Source organism: Bacillus sp. MYb56 (genome assembly GCF_002976445.1).
GTDB classification, from domain to species: Bacteria; Bacillota; Bacilli; order Bacillales; family Bacillaceae_G; genus Bacillus_A; species Bacillus_A mycoides.
Genome location: NZ_PCOH01000004.1, coordinates 175,253 through 195,710, shown reverse-complemented (window position 1 = coordinate 195,710; position 20,458 = coordinate 175,253). Strand labels below are relative to the sequence as shown.

Annotated in this window: 18 protein-coding genes, 3 pseudogenes and 1 riboswitch; of the genes and pseudogenes, 10 read left to right on the top strand and 11 right to left on the bottom strand. The window is 36.3% G+C overall.

The features are described 5' to 3' along the window. Window positions 1-94: 94 nt before the first annotated feature. Together CQ058_RS07885 and CQ058_RS32245 are read right to left on the bottom strand one after the other, a co-directional pair. Entirely contained in the window at window positions 95-406 is a 312-nt protein-coding gene (locus tag CQ058_RS07885; protein ID WP_002087249.1) for an ArsR/SmtB family transcription factor, read from the bottom strand. Window positions 407-581: 175 nt separating this feature from the next. Further along, a pseudogene (locus CQ058_RS32245) lies at window positions 582-683 on the bottom strand (TetR family transcriptional regulator); the annotation flags it as partial. 244 nt (window positions 684-927) lie between these two features. On the opposite strand from CQ058_RS32245, the gene CQ058_RS07875 reads away from it, so the two are divergent. Next, entirely contained in the window at window positions 928-1,554 is a 627-nt protein-coding gene (locus tag CQ058_RS07875) for a VanZ family protein (protein ID WP_002188546.1), read from the top strand. Between the two features lie 125 nt (window positions 1,555-1,679). After that, on the top strand, window positions 1,680-2,315 hold the full coding sequence (locus CQ058_RS07870; protein ID WP_105589571.1) for a hypothetical protein: 636 nt from the start codon (window positions 1,680-1,682) through the stop codon (window positions 2,313-2,315). 244 nt (window positions 2,316-2,559) lie between these two features. On the opposite strand, the gene CQ058_RS07865 is transcribed toward CQ058_RS07870, so the two are convergent. The 3 genes from CQ058_RS07865 to dhaS form a co-directional block, all read right to left on the bottom strand. Continuing rightward, window positions 2,560-2,667, bottom strand: a complete 108-nt coding sequence (locus CQ058_RS07865; protein WP_000505673.1) for a YjcZ family sporulation protein — start codon at window positions 2,665-2,667, stop codon at window positions 2,560-2,562. 294 nt (window positions 2,668-2,961) lie between these two features. Continuing rightward, window positions 2,962-3,960 (bottom strand): DhaKLM operon coactivator DhaQ, encoded by a 999-nt coding sequence (gene dhaQ / locus CQ058_RS07860; protein WP_105589570.1) that lies wholly within the window; start codon window positions 3,958-3,960, stop codon window positions 2,962-2,964. Between the two features lie 19 nt (window positions 3,961-3,979). Continuing rightward, window positions 3,980-4,546, bottom strand: coding sequence for a dihydroxyacetone kinase transcriptional activator DhaS (gene dhaS / locus CQ058_RS07855; RefSeq protein ID WP_105589569.1), 567 nt, complete (start codon window positions 4,544-4,546; stop codon window positions 3,980-3,982). 177 nt (window positions 4,547-4,723) lie between these two features. On the opposite strand from dhaS, the gene dhaK reads away from it, so the two are divergent. Beyond that, window positions 4,724-6,475 carry a dihydroxyacetone kinase subunit DhaK gene (gene dhaK / locus CQ058_RS07845; protein WP_105589568.1) on the top strand — a complete coding sequence of 584 codons (1,752 nt, stop codon included), beginning with the start codon at window positions 4,724-4,726 and terminating at the stop codon, window positions 6,473-6,475. Between the two features lie 55 nt (window positions 6,476-6,530). Here dhaK and CQ058_RS07840 read toward each other — a convergent pair whose 3' ends face one another. Then, entirely contained in the window at window positions 6,531-7,082 is a 552-nt protein-coding gene (locus tag CQ058_RS07840; protein WP_002035363.1) for a DUF4352 domain-containing protein, read from the bottom strand. Window positions 7,083-7,324: 242 nt separating this feature from the next. Beyond that, entirely contained in the window at window positions 7,325-7,531 is a 207-nt protein-coding gene (locus CQ058_RS07835; RefSeq protein ID WP_105589567.1) for a hypothetical protein, read from the bottom strand. Between the two features lie 257 nt (window positions 7,532-7,788). Beyond that, window positions 7,789-7,896, top strand: a riboswitch (SAM riboswitch). Window positions 7,897-7,978: 82 nt separating this feature from the next. Here CQ058_RS07835 and CQ058_RS07830 point away from each other — a divergent pair. The 3 genes from CQ058_RS07830 (at window position 7,979) to CQ058_RS07820 (ending at window position 12,801) form a co-directional block, all read left to right on the top strand. After that, window positions 7,979-9,037, top strand: a complete 1,059-nt coding sequence (locus CQ058_RS07830; RefSeq protein WP_016093174.1) for an LLM class flavin-dependent oxidoreductase — start codon at window positions 7,979-7,981, stop codon at window positions 9,035-9,037. Next, complete coding sequence (locus CQ058_RS07825; RefSeq protein WP_105589566.1) at window positions 9,030-9,986, top strand: ATP-grasp domain-containing protein; 957 nt, start codon at window positions 9,030-9,032, stop codon at window positions 9,984-9,986. The genes CQ058_RS07830 and CQ058_RS07825 overlap by 8 nt, the downstream gene beginning before the upstream one ends. A 430-nt stretch (window positions 9,987-10,416) precedes the next feature. Beyond that, window positions 10,417-12,801: an immune inhibitor A domain-containing protein gene (locus tag CQ058_RS07820; protein ID WP_016094632.1), complete on the top strand. Its 2,385-nt coding sequence runs from the start codon at window positions 10,417-10,419 to the stop codon at window positions 12,799-12,801. A 589-nt stretch (window positions 12,802-13,390) separates the two neighbouring features. Here CQ058_RS07820 and CQ058_RS07815 read toward each other — a convergent pair. Then, the gene (locus CQ058_RS07815) at window positions 13,391-14,221 is read right to left on the bottom strand and encodes a VanW family protein (protein ID WP_105589565.1); all 831 of its coding nucleotides are present in this window, start codon (window positions 14,219-14,221) and stop codon (window positions 13,391-13,393) included. 88 nt (window positions 14,222-14,309) lie between these two features. Next, window positions 14,310-14,513 (bottom strand): annotated as a pseudogene (locus CQ058_RS32710) (hypothetical protein); the annotation flags it as partial. A 690-nt stretch (window positions 14,514-15,203) separates the two neighbouring features. Here CQ058_RS32710 and CQ058_RS07805 point away from each other — a divergent pair. The 3 genes from CQ058_RS07805 to CQ058_RS07795 all read left to right on the top strand — a co-directional run bounded on the left by CQ058_RS07805 (window position 15,204) and on the right by CQ058_RS07795 (window position 18,023). Beyond that, window positions 15,204-16,940 carry an S-layer homology domain-containing protein gene (locus tag CQ058_RS07805; protein ID WP_105589564.1) on the top strand — a complete coding sequence of 579 codons (1,737 nt, stop codon included), beginning with the start codon at window positions 15,204-15,206 and terminating at the stop codon, window positions 16,938-16,940. Between the two features lie 140 nt (window positions 16,941-17,080). Further along, window positions 17,081-17,395, top strand: a complete 315-nt coding sequence (locus tag CQ058_RS07800) for a PadR family transcriptional regulator (RefSeq protein ID WP_001078071.1) — start codon at window positions 17,081-17,083, stop codon at window positions 17,393-17,395. A 16-nt stretch (window positions 17,396-17,411) separates the two neighbouring features. Next, window positions 17,412-18,023, top strand: a complete 612-nt coding sequence (locus CQ058_RS07795; protein ID WP_105589563.1) for a DUF2812 domain-containing protein — start codon at window positions 17,412-17,414, stop codon at window positions 18,021-18,023. Window positions 18,024-18,137: 114 nt separating this feature from the next. Here the strand turns inward: CQ058_RS07795 and CQ058_RS07790 are convergent. Next, a pseudogene (locus CQ058_RS07790) lies at window positions 18,138-18,452 on the bottom strand (Tn3 family transposase); the annotation flags it as partial. Window positions 18,453-18,557: 105 nt separating this feature from the next. Between CQ058_RS07790 and gad the strand changes: the two are divergent. Beyond that, window positions 18,558-20,027, top strand: coding sequence for a glutamate decarboxylase (gene gad / locus CQ058_RS07785; protein WP_105589562.1), 1,470 nt, complete (start codon window positions 18,558-18,560; stop codon window positions 20,025-20,027). A 146-nt stretch (window positions 20,028-20,173) separates the two neighbouring features. On the opposite strand, the gene CQ058_RS07780 is transcribed toward gad, so the two are convergent. Next, window positions 20,174-20,275: a YjcZ family sporulation protein gene (locus CQ058_RS07780; protein ID WP_000505688.1), complete on the bottom strand. Its 102-nt coding sequence runs from the start codon at window positions 20,273-20,275 to the stop codon at window positions 20,174-20,176. Window positions 20,276-20,458 lie beyond the last annotated feature (183 nt).

The following is a 20,458-nucleotide window of genomic DNA, read 5'->3' as shown; positions in this document are numbered from 1 at the left end:
AATTTTATAAAAAAATAATTGGATGCCTGTAAAAAAGCAGAATGTGTGAAAGCTAATAATCAATTGATATGTAGATTGATTAGTAGCTTTCATTTTATAATTCGTTTTGAACGTATTCAGAAAACTCTCGTATTGTTTTTTCATTTCGGCGATAGTATGTCCATTTTCCAATTCGGTCAGAGTCTAGTAATCCTGCCTTTTTCATTGTTAATAAATAACTAGAAATAACCGATTGGGCTAAGCCAGTTTTAAGCTGGATATCTCCTACGCACACTCCAACTTGAAAGCTAAGGCCTTGCTCTAGATAAGGTTTTTCATCGAAATGGTTTTCTGGATTTTTCAACCATGATAAAATTTGACATCTTGTTTCATTTGACAATGCTTTATAAATTAATAAAGGTTCCATAAGGATATTATATCTACTTTTATAGATTTGTAAATGGGTTTTGGTGATTTTAAGGGGAGAAGGTATACGTGAGCCCCTTAAATAGGAATGAGGTGCTCTTGATCTGTACCTTTTGTAAAGGACATTCTAAAAAAGATGATTTCTGTATGCAAACAGGAGTCATCTTCTTTAAATTCTATTGATAGCAAGAGTGATTATAGTACGTCATATATTTCTTAATTTCATGTTTTAACTGAACAAACGATTCACATGATTTTATATATGTTTCATCGGTTAAAACACTACGAGGTTTTCGTGTGCAAATGATAATATTGTTAGGTTTAAGCATGTTGTTGCCTAGCTATCAATGGCGGATTCCTAAGAAGAGTAATAATAAAACCCAACTGAAGATTTAAGAAAAATTTTATGTTTACCCCATTTTTTATTTTAAAAGTTTTTCCTATCCTATAAATGAGTTACATCAAGAAGGATACTAAAAACGATAAAGTCATAGATGAAAATGTAAAGTTAGGGGATTCTGCATGGATACAGAAGTTTTGATGAGTTATTTGTATACTTATTTCTTTACTATTATTTTTTGTATTGTGTTTCAAATTGGGTTTTATTTTAAAGCGAAAAGAAATATATCTATTGGGCATTTTCTATGGGTATATGTTTTTCTATTCTACCTTTCGCTAGTATATGGGGTGACGCAAATCGCGACTGTATGGGATATAAGTAGATATGAAACGTGGATTCGTGTAAATCAAATTAACTTGACTCTATTTGATACGGCAGGTAGTACTACGTATCTTTTGAACATTTTGCTGTTTATGCCGTTAGGTTTTTTATTACCGACTATTTGGCCACAGTTTAGAAAAATGACAAACACCGTATGTGCGGGATTCTTTTTTTCATTGGCAATTGAGTTAAATCAATTACTAAATAATAGAATTACAGATATTGATGATCTATTTACGAATACCCTCGGGGCAATTGTTGGGTATGTAATATATAGAGTTTTATTTAAAATGTTTAAAATGATATGTAAAAGAAAGGGGAAAAAGCTTGATACGAACTCTTCTTTAGTCATAAAATACGAAGCTATTTTTTGTTTAGTTTGTTCGTTTGTAGGTGCGATGTTAATTTATTATCCTGGAGACCTGTAAGCTTCCAATAAGATTACGATCTATTCTAGTTCTCCACGCTTAAACACGGTAAAATATGGATAATTCATTGCATTTTCTAACTTAATAGATATAGTTTATGTATTACATGATAGGTAGGTGTAAATATGTTACATGTTCAATTATCTCAATACTTACTAAAAGAGTATCGACCTGCTTTTCATACAGATGAAAAACGAGTGTATATGTTAAAAGATGAAGGATTATCACCGTATCCTATCTATTTAAATCGTCCTATTATGATAGGAGTGGGGACGAATTGGAATCAGCATACAGGATTTGAAGAAATCATTAAAGGATTTATAGGTGCACTTAACAAACTTCCTATGTATATGGTATTTGAAACTTATTTGTGTAGGGACTTTATTGAAGGGTTTTTAGAAGAGAATAAATTCCCGTTTGAGCTGATTTTTACTAATAAGAAAAGGAATACGAACTTTTTTAACGTGTTAATTACTAATAGTGATGATATAAATACACTTATGAAGTATTTCTTCCAATCAGCACGAGATTCTCTTTATACGGTATTAAGTTATTCAGCGGACTGTAAGATTATTAGTAATCGTACTGGTGATATTGAGATAAAGGCTGACAGTTTCTACCCAAGCTTTTCATTTATGTATGATGCGCAAGAATTATTTATTATTGGTGGAGAAGAGAAATGGACAGATATCCATTATATAAAAAGATTTTTTCATCTTGAGCAGATTACAGATGAGCTAACTATTGATGTAAGGAAATGAATTTAATGATGATGAGTGTTTTAATTATATAAGTTTTGGATCTAAGGAATTAAAGTTAGTTAAGCAATTTTGTGTAGGGGAAGGATTATTTATATGTCACACTAAAGACCGAAAGTGATAAGGTGCTGTATAAATAACTAATTTGGATGACTTGAATGTATAAACCTAAAAACTTTCCTTTATGGAGAGTTTTTTATTACAAAGAAAAGACACCCATATAAGAGTGTCTTTTCCGATAGTTTGTTTAGCAGAAGCAAGAAGCTCCAACTATGATTAATAAAATAAACAATACTACTAATAAAGCAAAGCCGCCAGAAAATCCACAGCCGCCACAACTACCACCAAATCCCATAATAGTTCCTCCTTTAATAAGAGGGGAAAACAAGGGGTCACTCATGTATTTTAACGGATTCAATTTACTTTATGTTTTTTACGCAATAATTGAGCAGGTCCTTTTGAAAATAAAAAAAAGACACATTAAGGTGCCTTTCTCCGACTGGATAACCGCATTTCGAAACTGGCGGATAACTTGCAAATAGTATGTATGCTTCGATTTATTTACAGATACCTAAGGTTTATACATTCTTCATATAAGTCAGTACTTTTGATTACTAAACGTTCAATCATCATAATGTTTAGTTTATTGTTACCAACCACTCGCTCTAACATCCGCCTTCAACCACTTCACCCAATCCGAATCTTCTATTTTAAGCAAACTGAGCGAAACACCTTTCATATCTAAAGAAGTGAGAAGGGTACCAACCTTTACGAACTTCACATGTAAGCCTTCCAGCTCACACAAACGGCGAATATCGTTTGCGAAAATGTATTGTTCCATTAATGGTGTCGCACCGAGTCCGTTAATGAGGATGGCAAAGTTGTCACCTTTTCTCCAGCGATAAATGCTTTTTAGTTTGTTCATAAGTTCAATCGCTAATATTTCAGAAGAGGATAGTGCTTCTTTGCGGTAACCTTTTTCGCCATGAATACCAACGCCGTAAAAGACTTCATCGTCGTTTAATGTGAATGAAGCTTTTCCTTGTACTGGATCGTTTGCAGGTGAAAGGGCGACTCCTAATGTGTGTAAGTTTTGGATGACAGATTGGCCAAGTGCTGTTAGTTCTTCTAAAGAATGACCGCTCTCAGCGGCCGCACCTAATATTTTTTGAACGAAAACGGTGCCAGCTACGCCGCGTCTTCTTTTATTAAAAGAAGCATCATCTTCAATTGAAACGTCGTCATTTACGATGATGTGGTCAATTTGTGTTCCTTCTTCTTTGGCGATTTGTTCTGCAGCTAAAAAGTTTTCTACGTCATCTTTAAAGTTTTTAATAATGAATAAAATACTTTTATCTTGTGGCATTAAGCGAGTTGCCGCCACAATTTGTTCCACTGTAGGGGGAGTGAAGATACTGCCGTTTACTGCCGCTGTAAGCATACCTTTTCCTACATAGCCAATATCGGCTGGTTCGTGTCCGCTACCACCGCCGCTTATAATGGCGACATTTTGTTTCATTTCTGCGATATCTTTTACATAAATGATGTTATGTGTTTCGTCGTAATTTACTTTGTCGTTATGTTCAAAATAAAAGCCATGCAGCATATCTTGAACAATATTTTCTACATCATTCATAATCTTTTTCATTGCTTTTGCCACCCTTTAATTACTTTGCTGATTGCTCGAGTAATAGTAGTAATTGATTGTTTATCATATTTTTCATGAGAGAAGACATAATGGATGGATCTATTTCACATTTGCTTTCAATCCAATCTTTTATCGTCCCAACGAAGCCGTGACTATAAAAAGAGGCAATCGTATTTTTTGTCTCATTCGAAAGGCTGAATCTACAGCTCATGGATAGTTCATCAATAATCTTCATATATAAGTTTTTCGTATGCTCAAATAAATAGTGATTAAACGAATTTTGCTCAATGACTTTAAAGGCATTTCGGTAAAATTTTTGATTTTCATAAAAGTAATCAAATAATAAATCGAAAATGTTTTCCCATGTTTCATAATCAAGAAAGTCTATAATATTTTCTTTCGTTTCTTCTTTATAAATCCAGCTTAATAGTTCGAATTTATCTTTAAAATGATAATAAAAAGTTTGTCTACGCATTTGACAGTGTAACATAATATCGCTCACTGATATTTTATGAAACGATTCTGTTTCCATTAAATGTTTCAATGAGTTCGCGATTATCTTTTTAGAAATTATAGAAGAGGTCATCTGAATCATCCCTAGAATGTAGTAATATGAAAATCCTATCTACAAATGAAAGAAGTGTCTTTAGACAGATTGTCCATTTTGTCCGTTTACTATAAAACGCTTTCATTTTACTATGAGTAGTAAGAAGAAGATTTCAAATATATCACAATATATTAAAGGAATTGAGGGAGAATCACAATGAAAAAGATTATAAACAAACCAGAAACATTAGTAATGGAAATGTGCAACGGAATGGTGATGGCTCATCCAGAGCTTGAGTTTTTGAAAAAGTATAAAGTTATTAAGAAGAAAGAAATGAATGAAAATAAAGTAACGTTAATTAGCGGCGGCGGTAGTGGTCATGAGCCAGCGCATGCAGGTCTAGTCGGAAAAGGAATGCTGGATGCAGCAGTGTGCGGAGATGTGTTTGCTTCTCCTTCACAAATTCAGGTATATCAGGCGATTAAAGAGACAGCTAGTAAAAAAGGTACGTTATTAATTATTAAAAATTATAGCGGCGATATTATGAATTTCAAAAACGGTGCACATTTAGCGACTGAAGATGGAATTGAAGTCGACTACGTAAAAGTAGACGATGATATTGCGGTAGAAGATAGCCTGTATACAGTAGGACGCCGCGGTGTTGCGGGAGTTATTTTAGTGCATAAAATTGCCGGCGCAGCAGCGGAAGCAGGAATGGATTTAGGAGCGGTGAAAGCTGTAGCGGAAAAAGCAGCGGCTAACGTGCGTACAATCGGTTTAGCATTAACTTCTTGTACAGTTCCAGCAAGCGGATCACCTACTTTTACACTTGCGGAAGATGAAATGGAATACGGCGTAGGTATTCACGGTGAACCAGGTATTAAACGTGAAAAAACGCTGTCAGCAGATGAATTAGCTAACCGTATGACAAATGATTTAATAAAAGATTTAGGAGTAAAAGATGGTGAGGAAATCGCACTTCTAGTAAATGGTTTTGGCGGCACACCACTGCAAGAACTTTATCTATTTAATAATGCAGTTACGAGAGAATTAGCTGCTAGAAACATTAAAATCAATAGAGTATTCGTCGGTAATTATATGACGAGTATCGATATGGCTGGTATGTCTTTAACAGTGATGAAGTTAGATGACGAGTTAAAAACGTTGTTATCGAAAGAGTGTAATACACCAGCGTTTAAAGTAGATGGACCAGTTGAAAGTGTAGAGTACGTGAATGTGCTTGAAGATGTAGAAGAGAAGGAAGTTTCCTTCGAAATAGAAACAGCGGAAGAGCACGCTGTTATTAAAAATAATGTCATTACATTAAATAACATGATCTATCTCGTTGATAAAATGAGTGACATTATTATTAAAAATGAAGTACCGTTCTGTGAGTTAGATACACATGCAGGTGACGGCGACTTCGGAATGAGTGTTGCAAAAGGATTTAAGCAATTAAAGCGTGAGTGGCATTCTATTTTAGGACAAGAGAATGTAACGATTGGATCATTCCTTGACGGTTGTTCAATGATTATTATGGAACATTGCGGCGGCGCTTCTGGTCCAATTTGGGGCGGAGCATTCCGCGCAGCTAGTAAAGCAGCAGGCGAAAAACGTGAGTTAACAGCCAAAGAGTTCGCTGAAATATTGCAAGCGGCACTTCAAGGCATACAATCTATCGGTGAAAGATCGTTCGGTAGAGGAGCGGTAGTTGGTGATAAAACACTTGTTGATGCACTTGCTCCATGTGTAGATTCTTGGTTAGCTAGCGCTTCAAACGAAGTAGACGTGAAAACTGCCTTTGAAAAAGGAGCAGAAGCAGCGGTTAAAGGAGCAGAGTATACGAAAGAAATCGTAGCTCGTATGGGTCGCGCTGGTACAGTTGGTGAAAGAAGCTTAGGCTATCCAGATGCAGGTGCACATGCGCTTGGAGTTATCTTTACGGAGATTGCGGGTAGTTTGAGATAGTAATTAGAAAGTCCCTCTGCCTTAGGTAGAGGGACTTTTATATTGTATTTTAGATTTAGTTTTTTTGTGATTGCAGCTTATCGATTTTCCAGTGTGCTCCTAGAGGATCTAAAGAGCTTTCAATATAAAACATATATTCATCTGCGGTACTTGGTACTTCAAAAGCTATTTTTAATTCTACCGTTTCATTTGGTTTAACTTGTATATCAGAAGGGTTTTGATCAAGCACCTTTCCTTCATAGGCCTTTCCGTCTTTTTCATCTTTTAAGTTATATTTTAATTCTGATAGTCCAATCGTTTGACCTCGTACATTTTTTACAGAGACATTAACAACGACGGAATCGTTACTAGCATTTAAATATGCATTTTGAACGGCGGTCAAGTAATAGCCTCCCTTAACACTCTCACCAACTAATAAAATACCTTGTTCCAAGCGGCTCATATCTTCTTTTTCTTCAAAATTTATTAATTCTTCATTTTCATTTTTTGCGGTTGGTTCTTCTATTGGACCATTTTCAACGGCACTATCTTTTTTATCTTGTGTGCAAGCAGCCGTAACACTGGCTAATGCTAGAATTAAAGTAAGTAATATGAATAATTTCCTCATAAAATTTATCTGTCTCCTTAAGTTTCTCAATTTGGTGCAACTATACATATTATAAAGAGATTCTATTAAGATTAACATAATGTCTCATTATTGGCTCAAAATAGGGGGTCCTTTAGACACCTTATTCTTGTTTTTTATTAATATGATTGGTGTATTTACTCTAGTTGTAGCGAAATCGTCCGTTGTTATCATTCCTACTGTATCATTAATAAACATCTGCATAATATGTAATTAGTATTATTTTATTCTTTAAATATCTCCGGTTTTTCAACTCTAAATGATTGCACCTCACCGCACTCTAAATAAAATGTGGTTAATAGTTTGGAACGTTTCCCTCCTGAAAAGAATCTACTAGATTCATCCTCACAAACATATGCATGATAAGCAGATCCAACCCTTCCTTCTTTAAATGTAGTAGAACCACAATTCTCGCATCGTTTATTTTTCATGTTACTAACACCTCATTTGATTGATATTTATTTTTCTGTGTTTTTAAGATAGAAGTAAAGCAACTTGGTTATAAATGATGTTTTCGACATGATACAACATAGCCCTTTATATATTCGTAAGTAAAACAACATAATACCCCTATAATTCTCTATAACAATATGATTTTTCATATATCATTTAATGTTTATCGGAAAAATAAGTATTAAAGTATTGAGTTTTATTATTCTGATGATTATAATAAATAAAAAACAAACAATTCTTATGTTGAGAAGTGGAGGGACGGGCCCTATGAAACTTCGGCAACCTCGTTTTAGACGAAAGGTGCCAAATCCTGCAGGTGAAAAAAACACCTGAAAGATAAGAGCAGTTCACTTAGTCAAGAAGGCTACTCTTATTTCGATAAGAGTAGCTTTTTTTATGGCTAAAAGTTAAAGGGGGAATATGTAGTGGAGTATGGTTTTTGGTTACCGATTTTTGGGGGATGGCTTCGAAATGTAGATGATGAATCTATGCCACCTACGTTTGAGTATGCAAAACAAACAGCGCAAGCGGCAGAACAATTAGGTTTTTCAACAACACTTATAGCAGAATTAAATTTAAATGATATAAAAGGTGTTTCAGCACCAAGTTTAGAGGCGTGGACAACTGCGGCAGCACTTGCAGCAGTAACGGATCGATTAGAGATTATGACAGCTGTAAGACCTGGTTTTCACAATCCAGCAGTTACAGCGAAAATGGCAGCGAATATTGATCAATTAAGTAATGGCCGTTTTACATTGAATGTAGTTTCAGCATGGTGGGAAGAAGAAGCGAGACAGTACGGCGGGGTATTTACGGCACATGATGAACGATATGATCGCACAGAGGAATTTGTAACAGTTTTGAAAGAGCTTTGGAAAGAAGAAGAGTTTTCTTATAAAGGGAACTTTTATGAGCTTCATCATACACATTTAAGTCCAAAACCTGTGCAGAAACAAGGCATTAAGATCTATGCAGGTGGTGAGAGTGAGCGAGGAAAAGAAGTAATTGTAAATCACGCGGATGCATATGTAATGCATGGCGGAACAGTGGAAGAAGTATTTGTGAAAATAGAAGATATGAAGAATCGTAGAAAGAAAGTCACAGAGGAGCCATTGCAGTCATTCGGGCTCGCGGCTTATGTCATTTGTCGTGATACAGAAGAAGAGGCGTTAGAAGAATGGAGACGCATAACGGATGTGAAAGACGATGCTTTAGGTTATGCGGGTTACCAAGATTTTATTAGTAAATCGCATTTGGAACAGCAAGTGAAGCTAAATGATTATTCCGTATCTAATCGCGGGTTACGTCCTAATTTAATCGGAACACCAGAACAAATTGCAGAAAGGATACTTGCTTTTGAGAAAGTGGGTGTTACGTTATTACTTTTACAATTTTCACCACAGCTTGAAGAGATGAAACGATTTTCTGAAAAAGTGATGCCATTAGTTGAAGCAAAAAGAAAGGAATTGATTACAAATGAGTAAAATTTACATATTACATGAGAATAAGGAATGGACGAATCATTTAGTGAAAAGGTTGGAAGAACTGGAGTTACCGTATGAGGAATGGTTTTTAGATGCAGGAACGATTTCGTTAGAAAAAGAACCTCCCCAAGGTGTTTTTTATAGCCGCATGAGTGCCTCTTCACATACGAGAGGGCATCGATATGCACCTGAATTGACTGAAGGGGTTCTTGCTTGGCTAGAGGGATACGGACGAACAGTATTTAATGGGTCTCGAGCATTACGCCTTGAAGTGAGTAAATTGAATCAATATGCAGCATTAAGAAATTTTGGGATACAAGTGCCGAAAACAATTGGTGCTGTTGGCCGTGATCATATAGTAAAAGCAGCAAAGGAGTTAGGGGAAGTACCGTTCATTACAAAGCATAACCGTGCAGGTAAAGGCCTTGGTGTTCAACTTTTTCATTCTATTGATGCTTTGGAACAATATTTGGATGGTCCGACGTTTGAAGAGCCCATTGATGGAATTACTTTAATCCAGCAGTATATTGAAGCGCCAGAACCATATATTACACGTTGTGAGTTTGTAGGCGGTCAGTTTGTATATGCAGTTAAAGTAGATACATCAGAAGGATTTGAGCTTTGTCCAGCAGATGCCTGCTCTATTCACGATGCTTTTTGCCCAGTAGGAGAAGAGAGTAAGAAAGAGACGTCAACAAAATTTGAAATTATATCAGACTTCCAAGAGCCAATTATTGAACAATACAAAGAATTTTTGAAAGAAAATAAAATTACTGTCGCTGGTATTGAATTTATTCGCAGTTCGGATGGAACAATTTATACGTATGATATTAATACAAACACAAACTATAATTCTGACGCAGAGTCTGTAGCTAATCAATTTGGTATGCTTGAGCTTGCTAAATTTCTTGGAATAGAATTAGAAAAACAAGTAGAGTCAGTTAAATAATGTTGATTAAAAAATAAGGTTCTGGTGCAAACCTTTGCTAAATTAATAGTATCAGTGTGTCCAAGTTTAAGAGCGTACTTACAAGGTTTTTAGAGTTTTTGCACCAGCAAGAAAAGTATCAGTTTATATTAAAAAACAGCCCAAGTTCGAATAAGGAACTTGGGCTGTTTGTATGTTGTATTTTCTTTCCTTTCCTAGCACTACTCCATCGCATCAAGATAAAAGAACGAGTGATTCCATTGTATGGTTATGTGCAAAACATAAACTAGTAGAAATTTTGTATTTTTTTATCCTACGTATCCCACCCTGCACAAAAAAATATTTCTCAACATTTAATTGTTGAAAAACATTGAATATTCTCTATAAAGAGAATATTATGTTGCTATCGGCAAAAAAAACGATAATTCGCAGACACTGGGGAGGAAATGCATTGAAAAAGAATAAGAAGTTAAAACCATTATCAGTTTTAGCAACAGCGGCAGTACTAAGTAGTAGTTTTGCTTTTGGAAGTCATGCGGCGTATGCTGATTCGCCATCATCTCTACCAATAGATGAGCATTTAATACCGGAGGAGCGTTTGGCAGAAGCGCTAAAACAACGGGGCGTAATTGATCAATCTGCATCACAAGCTGAGACGTCAAAGGCTGTCGAGAAATATGTTGAGAAAAAGAAAGGGGAAAACCCTGGTAAAGAAATCTTGACAGGAGATAGTCTTACGCAAGAAGCTTCTGATTTTATGAAAAAAGTAAAAGATGCAAAAATGAAGGAAAATGAACAGGCGCAGCAGCCAACAGTAGGGCCAGTAGCTGGACAAGGTGCAGGATTGAATTCTAGTAAATTAAATGGAAAAGTACCTACTGCACCAGCGAAGCAAGAAGAGTACAACGGTGCTGTTCGAAAAGATAAAGTACTTGTTTTACTTGTAGAATTTAGCGATTTTAAGCATAACAATATTGATCAAGAGCCAGGATACATGTATTCTAAGGACTTCAATCGTGAACATTATCAAAAAATGTTATTTGGTAATGAACCATTTACGTTATTTGATGGATCGAAGATTAACACATTTAAACAATATTATGAAGAACAATCTGGCGGGAGCTACACAGTGGATGGAACTGTAACGGAATGGCTTACTGTTCCAGGAAAAGCTTCAGATTATGGTGCGGATGCGGGTACTGGCCATGATAACAAAGGTCCTTTAGGGCCGCGCGATCTTGTGAAAGAAGCATTAAAAGCAGCGGTAGCAAAAGGAATTAACTTAGCTGATTATGACCAATTTGATCAATACGATCAAAATGGTGATGGAAATAAAAACGAGCCAGATGGTATTATTGATCATTTAATGGTTGTACATGCTGGCGTTGGTCAAGAAGCTGGCGGCGGTAAATTGAAAGATGATGCGATTTGGTCTCATCGTTCAAAACTTGGATCAAAACCATATGCGATTGATGGCACAAAATCTTCTGTTTCGAATTGGGGCGGAAAGATGGCTGCATACGATTATACAATCGAGCCTGAAGATGGAGCGGTTGGTGTGTTTGCGCATGAGTATGGTCATGATTTAGGCTTACCAGATGAATACGATACGAAGTACTCAGGACAAGGTGAACCTGTTGAGTCATGGTCTATTATGAGTGGCGGCAGCTGGGCTGGAAAAATTGCAGGAACAGAGCCAACAAGTTTCTCACCACAAAATAAAGAGTTTTTCCAAAAGAATATGAATGGCAACTGGGCGAATATCGTTGAGGTAGATTATGATAAACTTCGCACGGGAGTCGGTGTTGCAACATATTTAGATCAAAGTGTTACAAAATCAAAACGACCAGGAATCGTTCGTGTTAACTTGCCAGACAAAGATATTAAAAATATCGAGTCAGCATTTGGTAAGAAGTTTTATTACAGCACAAAAGGAAATGATATTCATACAACACTTGAGACACCAGTATTTGACTTAACAAATGCCAAGGATGCTAAGTTCGATTATAAGGCATTCTACGAACTTGAAGCGAAGTATGATTTCCTTGACGTATATGCGATTGCAGAAGATGGAACGAAGACACGTATTGATAGAATGGGCGAAAAAGATGTAAAAGGCGGCGTGGATACAACTGATGGTAAGTGGGTTGATAAATCATACGATTTAAGCCAATTTAAAGGGAAAAAAGTAAAACTGCAATTTGAGTATTTAACAGATATTGCAGTAGCTTATAAAGGATTTGCGTTAGATAATGCTGCATTAACTGTAGATGGCAAAGTTGTTTTCTCAGATGATGCAGAAGGCGGGCCAGCAATGACGTTAAAAGGATTTACTGTATCTAACGGATTGGAACAGAAAAAAAATAACTACTACGTAGAGTGGAGAAATTACGCTGGTTCTGACACGGCGTTACAACATGCGCGTGGTCCAGTCTTTAATACAGGAATGGTTGTATGGTATGCGGATCAAAGCTTTACAGATAACTGGGTAGGTGTTCATCCAGGTGAAGGATTCTTAGGAGTAGTAGATTCTCATCCAGAGGCAATCGTAGGTACATTAAACGGACAACCGACTGTGAAGAGCAGTACGCGTTATCAAATTGCCGATGCGGCATTCTCATTTGATCAAACGCCAGCATGGAGAGTAGATTCGCCAACTCGCGGTATCTTTGACTATAAAGGATTACCAGGCGTTGCAAAATTTGATGACTCTAAGCAGTACATCAACAGTGCAATTCCAGATGCAGGACGTAAGTTGCCGAAACTAGGATTGAAGTTTGAAGTAGTAGGTCAAGCTGAAGACAAGTCTGCAGGTGCAGTTTGGATTCATCGATAGAATAAGGTGAAACTATGAGAGCTGTCCATAAGTTGGTGAAACTGACTTATGGACAGCTCTTTTCTTATTCTAGAAACGTGGCAGTTTAGTTTAGGAACCAGTTCATTGGAAAGGAAGATATAAAATTTATTTTCAATAAAAACGAGAAATGATATCTCTAGAAAATTTCCTTTTACTTCCACATACGAGGTATAAAACAAAGGGAGAAAGTCAGTAGCGGTCCTGTTATATTCTGCATAGCAGCGATTTATATGTCGAGAAATCAAAATAGATTTATGTAGCATGTCGCTTTAGTTTTAAAAGTAGAAATAAATCAGTAAATTACAATGTAGCATGATTCAAATTCATTGAAATGCATGAGCAAAAATACATTCTCATACGAAATTTTTATTAAATTACAAAATACTTATCAGATTTGATTGTAAGAAATGATAAGTATAATTGATTTTTTATGATGTACAGAAAAAATTAATTATCACATCCCTTTATTTTCACACTAGAACCTAAAAAGAGTTGTGCCTATTAATTATATGAAGAGAGGCATGTAGTGTGTTACTAGACAAAAATACTTGATACACCAATGTTACCTTCACTCACCCTCCTCATTATTATAAGCTAATAGTGGTTCGTACATCATTATAGCGTGATTCTCCGTTACATATTGGTCTTCTATAAACTGTTTCTGTTGAGTATATACTTTACGTTGAATAACATTATGTCGTATATAACCACCCCAGTATGCAGATTGGATTGAGTGTTCTTTTTCATATACTTCATATTGATAAAGCTGCGGATGGGCAATTCTCCACTCACCGATTAAATGCTTATCTGTAATATAAAGGTGAAGTTGATACGATTGGTCCGTTTCATTTTTGATTTGTAAATCCAAATAATTATAAGAACAAGTCGCTCCACTTCCAAATGGTTGGGTCCGCTTGGAATCAGGAAAGACATCAAAACTATGACGATATCGCTCTGTTACTTTCAATGGTGTATGTAAGGTCATCCAATATATTAAATTTGAAAGCTGACAAAGCCCTCCTCCAATGCCTGCTTGAAAAGATCCATAGTGTAGTATCATGCCCTCTACATACCCTTTTCTCCTCGTAGGCTTACCTATTAAACGCCAGTAAGAGAATGTTTCTCCCGGTCTAATGACGATACCATTTAGTTGTTTAATAGCAATCTTCAAATTAACAACTTTATTCTGTTGATACCACATATCTACATCTTTGAGCTTACGAAGTAGTATCGTTCGATGCTGAATCGCTGTATAGGGTAACTTTTCTTGTTGAAACGTTTTTGCATATGTTTTTCCATCTGCTAACCACTGAATGTACCTCTTTGTAGAGTAATACCATGTCCCTAGTAGAATGCGATACTTAGACCGCTGTTTAGGACGTAAGTTCACTAAATTCATTTTATTTCCTCTCTCCATCGTTTTCATATGTTACCATTTCCGTAATTACGATCCCAATCAATTGTCTTATTAATGCCTTTGAATTTACCCAAGTTTTCCCGCACAGAACTGTAATATTAATTGTCGCATTCTCTCGTTTTTTAACTACATTCTTATATGTATATCCATCAATAAATTGTACTTTTCTTAGCTGCATAGTAATTAACATAAATAGATAAGAGACGCAAAAAAACAGTATAATTAATCTAATGGGGACCTTGTTTTTTCCATTTTTCGAATTGCTTATAGTCATGTGAAACTCTGCCTCAATATGATAAATTCAAATAAACACATTATAAATATAAAGGATAACCTTAAATAAAGAATAATGAAAATTAAAGAAATTCTAAAGAATCAATATATTTTTACTAAATATTGATTGATAATAAGTTGTTTTTTGAGACTTTACTAGGTTCTGTTGCAAAGTTTCTTAGCAAATAAAAAGTTAAGTTAATTACAATGAATCATGTTAAAAGGTATGTTCTCAGGATTATATTGTGATTTTAATGGAGATAGCATTGTTTTTTAGGCTACATTTTAGCGAAATAAAAGCTCAAAAATCGATATGTATATTTACAATGTTACATTAGTATTTTTCTTTTTATTTATCCCGCATTAACGGGCAGTAAAACTCCCACCTTAAAATGCGGCTGGAGCAAAGAAGTTAGGTGGGAGATCAACTGCCCGTAAACGCCCGATTGGTGAAGGCTAATAATCAGTGGGGGATGAACAAAACCCCCACTGATTAAAGTTTCACTTTATATATTCGTAAGTAAAATAGCATAATATCAGTATGAATCCCTATAGTGATATGAATTTTTGCATATTTTGAAATTCAGTATACCCTCCGAAAAGTTTTGATTGTATAATGTGTTTTGTCATATTCTTTTAGATTTTTCGACAAAAAATAACAAAAATAGAAGACGTATTGGGAGAATACATTATGTACATAAAACTATTAAAATCAATTACATCCTTATCACTTATTGGTGGTGCTTTATTATATACAAATGGCAGTGATGTGAAAGCTGCTGAAACGGGTGCTTTTTCGGATGTACCTACATCGCACTGGTCCTATCCTGCGATTAAAGACTTAGCGAGTAAAAATATTATTTCAGGTTATGGAAATGGGATGTTTGGTTTTGGTGATGTTGCGACGCGGGAGCAAGTTGCAGCTTTAATTTATCGTGTGTTAGTACCGAATAAGCAAGGTGGTACGTTTAGTAATGATGGTGCTCGTTATGTATTACAAGATGGGTCTACTTTAAATAATCCGTATGGAGATATTCGCTCAGGTTCTACAATGTTTCCGGAAGAGGTTTTAACGTTAACGAAATTGGGGATTTTTAAAGGTGATGGAAATGGCGGTTTTAGACCGAAAGATTCTGTTAGCCGCGCAGAAATGGCGCAAATTATTAAAAATGCGTTCCAAGTTTCAGCTAAACAAAAACATACATTTAATGATGTTCCAAATGGGTTTTGGGCAGAAAACGCGATTAGTGCGGTGCAGTCAAACGGGATTGCATCTGGTACAGGAGACGGGAAATTTGAACCAGCTAAAACGGTAACGCGTGAACAGTATGCACAGTTTTTATATAATGCATTGAAATATAAAAAGCCTGAGGTTGCGGTGCAAGATACAGGAGATGCGGCATTATTAGCAGCATTCAAAAATGAAGTACAAACGCGTATTAATACGTATGAAACGAATATTACACTTCCATATAAAACGAAAAACAGTAATACAAAAGAAGTGATGAATACACTTTTTAACGCATATGAAGAAGTCGCAAATAAAAATGAGTATACAAATTATAATAGATCGAATGTTTCATACTCACTATCTGGATCGCCAGGGAATTATACGTTTACGCTAAATATTACATATCGTGAAACGAAAGAACAAACAGAATATGTGATGAAACAAGCGAAAGCGGTCGTTTCTTCTATTATTCAAATGGGAATGGATGATCATGAAAAAGTGAAGGCAATTCATGATTATGTTGTAAAACATGTTTCTTACGATACGTCTTATAAAGCGTATACAGCATATGAGGCACTCGCGAATCGTTCTGCCGTTTGCCAAGGTTACACACTATTAACCTATCAATTATTAAAAGAAGCTGGAATTGAGAATCATTTTGTAGTAGGAACTGGAGACGGTCAGCCTCATGCTTGGAATTTAGTTAAAATCGATAGCAAGTGGTATCACCTTGATACAACATTCGATGATCCGGTGCCAGATGAACAAGGCCGCGTAACGTATTCTTATTTCAACTTATCTGACGAGCAAATTGCAAGAAATCATGAGTGGAACCGCGTGGACTATCCGCAAGCTACAACAAACTATTATAGTACATTAACAAATAAAATTGCGACAGGTGGTACGAAAACACCTGCATATCAGCAAATATTGAAAGATACAAAGTTAAATTATTTAGGAAATGAATATATCGCAAATAACTATAATGAATTCAAAAATAAAATGCAGCAACGTTATAGCACAAAGTCAGCAAAGATTGAAATTCTTTATAAACAATCAATGGACGGTTCACTGCAAGATGTGAAAAAAGTAATTGGAGAAATCGGTTATCCGCAAGGAGCGAACCGTGTTTCTTATAAAGCTGAGCCGTATAATGTGAAAGAAGGATATTCTTTAGTGACGATTACGTTTATGTAAAAAAGAAACCTAGATCCTATGAGATCTAGGTTGTTTTTTTGTACCTAAATTTGACATGTACAGTTAGACTGTATAAAATAAAACTATACAGTTCAACTATATAGTTTAGCTATATATTAATCGTTACACTGGAGGTCTTTATGAATAGAGATAAAAATTTACCATTAACGGAAACAACGTATTACGTTCTTTTAGCTTTATTAGAGCCAGCACACGGATATTTAATTATGCAAAAGGTTGAGGAACTTAGTAATCATCAAGTGAAAATCGCAGCGGGTACATTGTATGGTGCGGTTGAAAATTTATTAAAGCAACAATTAATAGAATCGGTAAAAAGTGAAGATAAACGAAGAAAAGTGTATGTCATTACTGAGCGGGGGAAAGAAGTATTACATTTAGACTTTATGAGGATGCAGCACATTATTGGGGTTACAAAAAGCTTATTAAATGTATAGTTAGGAGGAAGCGAAGATGTGGAGATTGAAATTCTTTTTAGACTTTGAGAAAGAGGAAAAATGGTTAGAAGAGATGGCTTGGAAAGGCTATCAACTAAAAAGTAATACATTTGGTTATAAATTTAAAATCGCAGAACCAGAGGATGCGACAATTAAAATAGATTATAGAATATTTTATAGACGAAGTGATTTTATTAATTATTGTACGTTATTTGAAGATAGCGGCTGGAAGCATATAGCCGGTAAATGGTGGGCAGGCACGCAATATTTTAAAAAGATAGATGAGGAAAGTGAAGATGACATTTTTTCAGATCAAATGTCACGAGCAGGGAAGTATAAACGTTTATCTAAGACATTTTTAGAATTAGCAATATGTTATTTTCCTCTATTAATGCTATTTATGTTTAATAATACAATTGATTTAGGAGTGATGTTAAATCCGAAAGGCCTATACTATACACCAGGATTATGGGATATGCACGGCGCAGCATTTTTAGGATCATTCTTATTTGAAACGCCATTTGCATTAATGAGGGGCATTTCATGGTTGTTTATCCCAGCTGCGATTGGTATGCTTTTCTTTTTCTCATATAAAGCAAATCGATTGTATGAAGAGAGAAAATACTAGGAGGACCCCCTTAAAGCTGATGCTTTGAGGGGGGATTCTTTTGAATTTGTAAATGGTGTACTTGGTTAGCTTGATGGGCATGGGGTAGAGTCAGGAAAATGCGGATTTACAACGCTAAGAAAGTTTCAATGGTCTTAGAGAATCTAATGAGACCACTTTCTTTGAATTAAAATGGTATTCTCCTAGTAAATTGATATGTTCCCAACCTAAAGGTGACATATGATGCAATCAGTCTTCATTAAAACTACCTATCCGTTTTTGATATTTAACTGCTTTTGTTAGATGTAAAGTATTCCAGATACTGATGGCATTGATAATTATGTTTAAGGCACTGGCCCTTTGCAATTGATGCTGTATGGTTTGTTCCCTAAGCTCACCTTGTTTTCCGAAGAAAATAGCTCTTGCAAGTCCATTCATGGCTTCTCCTTTAATTCGAATGGTGGCAGCACCTTTTATTAGAATTGTCCCCTTGGTGTAACAAATGCTTTTTTGTAAATAATATGTTTGTTAAACAATTAATTAAGGGGGACTTGTATGCCACAGGATCGAAAAGCAGAAGTTCAAAACGATGCATACGAAGGAAAAGAGATCATGCCAGATAATCTACAATATCTACCGCGTCACGTGCAAATGGAGCTGCCTCACGAATTTTCTGTAAATCCTCTGTTTGCCCGCGAAGGAGAATCAGTCGTTCCGCGCTTTCACATGCCTGATGAAGGCATGTTACCAGAAATAGCGTATCAAATCGTCCATGATGAAATTGCTCTTGATGGCAATGCCCGCTTGAATCTTGCAACATTCGTTAGCACATGGATGGAGCCTGCCGCAGAGCACTTATATGCCAAATCATTCGACAAGAACATGATTGACAAGGATGAATATCCACAGACAGCCGAAATTGAGGAGCGGTGTGTCCGCATTTTAGCAAACCTCTGGCATTCGCCCACTCCCCTTACGACTATGGGCGTTTCAACAACTGGATCGTCGGAAGCATGTATGCTCGGGGGGCTTGCGTTAAAGAGACGCTGGCAAAATGCACGCAAAAGCGAAGGGAAGCCGGTGGATCGGCCCAATATTGTGTTTAGTTCTGCTGTTCAAGTCGTGTGGGAAAAATTCGCGAACTATTGGGAGGTTGAACCACGCTATGTTAAGGTTAGCCCAGAGCATCCCCGATTGGATCCTCAGGGGGTCCTCGCTGCCGTGGATGAAAATACGATTGGTGTGGTACCGATTCTCGGTGAGACTTATACCGGGGTTTACGAACCGGTTGCCGCCATTGCGAAAGCGTTGGACGATTTACAGGAGAGGACGGGCCTCGACATTCCCATGCATGTGGATGCGGCTTCGGGGGGATTTATAGCACCGTTTCTTCAACCAGATTTAGTCTGGGATTTTCAATTACCGAGGGTGAAGTCCATCAATGTATCCGGACATAAATATGGATTAGTCTACCCTGGGTTGGGTTGGATAATTTGGCGGGAAGCTGAAGATCTCCCTGAGGATCTAATCTTCCGCGTCTCCTATTTGGGCGGGAACATGCCGACTTTTGCCCTGAATTTCTCTCGTCCTGGCGCACAAGTGCTCCTGCAATATTACAATTACCTGCGTTTGGGGAAAAGTGGGTACTATGATGTCCAAAGGGCTTCTCAGAAAGTCGCTCTTTTTCTTAGCAAGGCGATTCAGAAGATGGAACCGTTCGAACTTTTGTCCGATGGTTCGGATATTCCGGTTTTCGCTTGGCGACTGAAAGATGGTTACACATTAAACTGGAATCTTTATGATTTATCTCGACAATTGCGTGTGTTCGGCTGGCAAGTACCCGCCTATCCATTGCCTCCAGATATGGAAGCGGTGACGATTATGCGCGTTGTGGTTCGAAATGGATTTTCCATGGATCTCGCGCATTTATTTTTGAGGAACCTCAAACAGACCGTTGCCTTTCTGGATTCCCTGGACGGGCCTATGCCACATGATACGAAATGTGATAATGGGTTTCATCACTAAATGAAAAAAGCCTAATTTCTTCATATTTAATTGAGAAATTAGGCTTTTTAATATTGAAATTTCCTTAACGTTGTAAATCAGCATTTTTCTGACGCACCCCATAAAGAAAAGACACCCATATATGAGTGTCTTTTCTAATAGTTTGTTTAGCAGAAGCAGCTAGCTCCAACTATGATTAATAAAATAAATAATACAACTAATAAAGCAAAGCCACCGCCACAACTACTACAACTACCACCAAAGCCCATAATAGTTCTTCCTCCTTTAGATAAGAGGAGAAAACAAGGTGTCACTCATGTATTTTAACGGATTCAATTTACTGTATGTTTTTACGCATGAATTGAGCAGGTCCTTTTGAAAATAAAAAAAGACACACTAAGGTGTTCTTCTTATGTAGGGCGGGAAGACATCGGCCTTCCTTTCGGGTTGCC

Excerpts from the sequence above, each read along its gene's own strand:
- CQ058_RS07780 (WP_000505688.1), bottom strand. The coding sequence starts at position 20,275 with ATGGGCTTTGGTGGTAGTTGTAGTAGTTGTGGCGGTGGCTTTGCTTTA.
- CQ058_RS07825 (WP_105589566.1), top strand. The coding sequence starts at position 9,030 with ATGAGTAAAATTTACATATTACATGAGAATAAGGAATGGACGAATCAT.
- CQ058_RS07800 (WP_001078071.1), top strand. The coding sequence starts at position 17,081 with ATGAATAGAGATAAAAATTTACCATTAACGGAAACAACGTATTACGTT.
- CQ058_RS07875 (WP_002188546.1), top strand. The coding sequence starts at position 928 with ATGGATACAGAAGTTTTGATGAGTTATTTGTATACTTATTTCTTTACT.
- gad (WP_105589562.1), top strand. The coding sequence starts at position 18,558 with ATGCCACAGGATCGAAAAGCAGAAGTTCAAAACGATGCATACGAAGGA.
- dhaK (WP_105589568.1), top strand. The coding sequence starts at position 4,724 with ATGAAAAAGATTATAAACAAACCAGAAACATTAGTAATGGAAATGTGC.
- CQ058_RS07805 (WP_105589564.1), top strand. The coding sequence starts at position 15,204 with ATGTACATAAAACTATTAAAATCAATTACATCCTTATCACTTATTGGT.
- CQ058_RS07795 (WP_105589563.1), top strand. The coding sequence starts at position 17,412 with ATGTGGAGATTGAAATTCTTTTTAGACTTTGAGAAAGAGGAAAAATGG.
- CQ058_RS07815 (WP_105589565.1), bottom strand. The coding sequence starts at position 14,221 with ATGAATTTAGTGAACTTACGTCCTAAACAGCGGTCTAAGTATCGCATT.
- CQ058_RS07865 (WP_000505673.1), bottom strand. The coding sequence starts at position 2,667 with ATGGGATTTGGTGGTAGTTGTGGCGGCTGTGGATTTTCTGGCGGCTTT.
- dhaS (WP_105589569.1), bottom strand. The coding sequence starts at position 4,546 with ATGACCTCTTCTATAATTTCTAAAAAGATAATCGCGAACTCATTGAAA.
- CQ058_RS07885 (WP_002087249.1), bottom strand. The coding sequence starts at position 406 with ATGGAACCTTTATTAATTTATAAAGCATTGTCAAATGAAACAAGATGT.
- CQ058_RS07840 (WP_002035363.1), bottom strand. The coding sequence starts at position 7,082 with ATGAGGAAATTATTCATATTACTTACTTTAATTCTAGCATTAGCCAGT.
- dhaQ (WP_105589570.1), bottom strand. The coding sequence starts at position 3,960 with ATGAAAAAGATTATGAATGATGTAGAAAATATTGTTCAAGATATGCTG.
- CQ058_RS07870 (WP_105589571.1), top strand. The coding sequence starts at position 1,680 with ATGTTACATGTTCAATTATCTCAATACTTACTAAAAGAGTATCGACCT.
- CQ058_RS07835 (WP_105589567.1), bottom strand. The coding sequence starts at position 7,531 with ATGAAAAATAAACGATGCGAGAATTGTGGTTCTACTACATTTAAAGAA.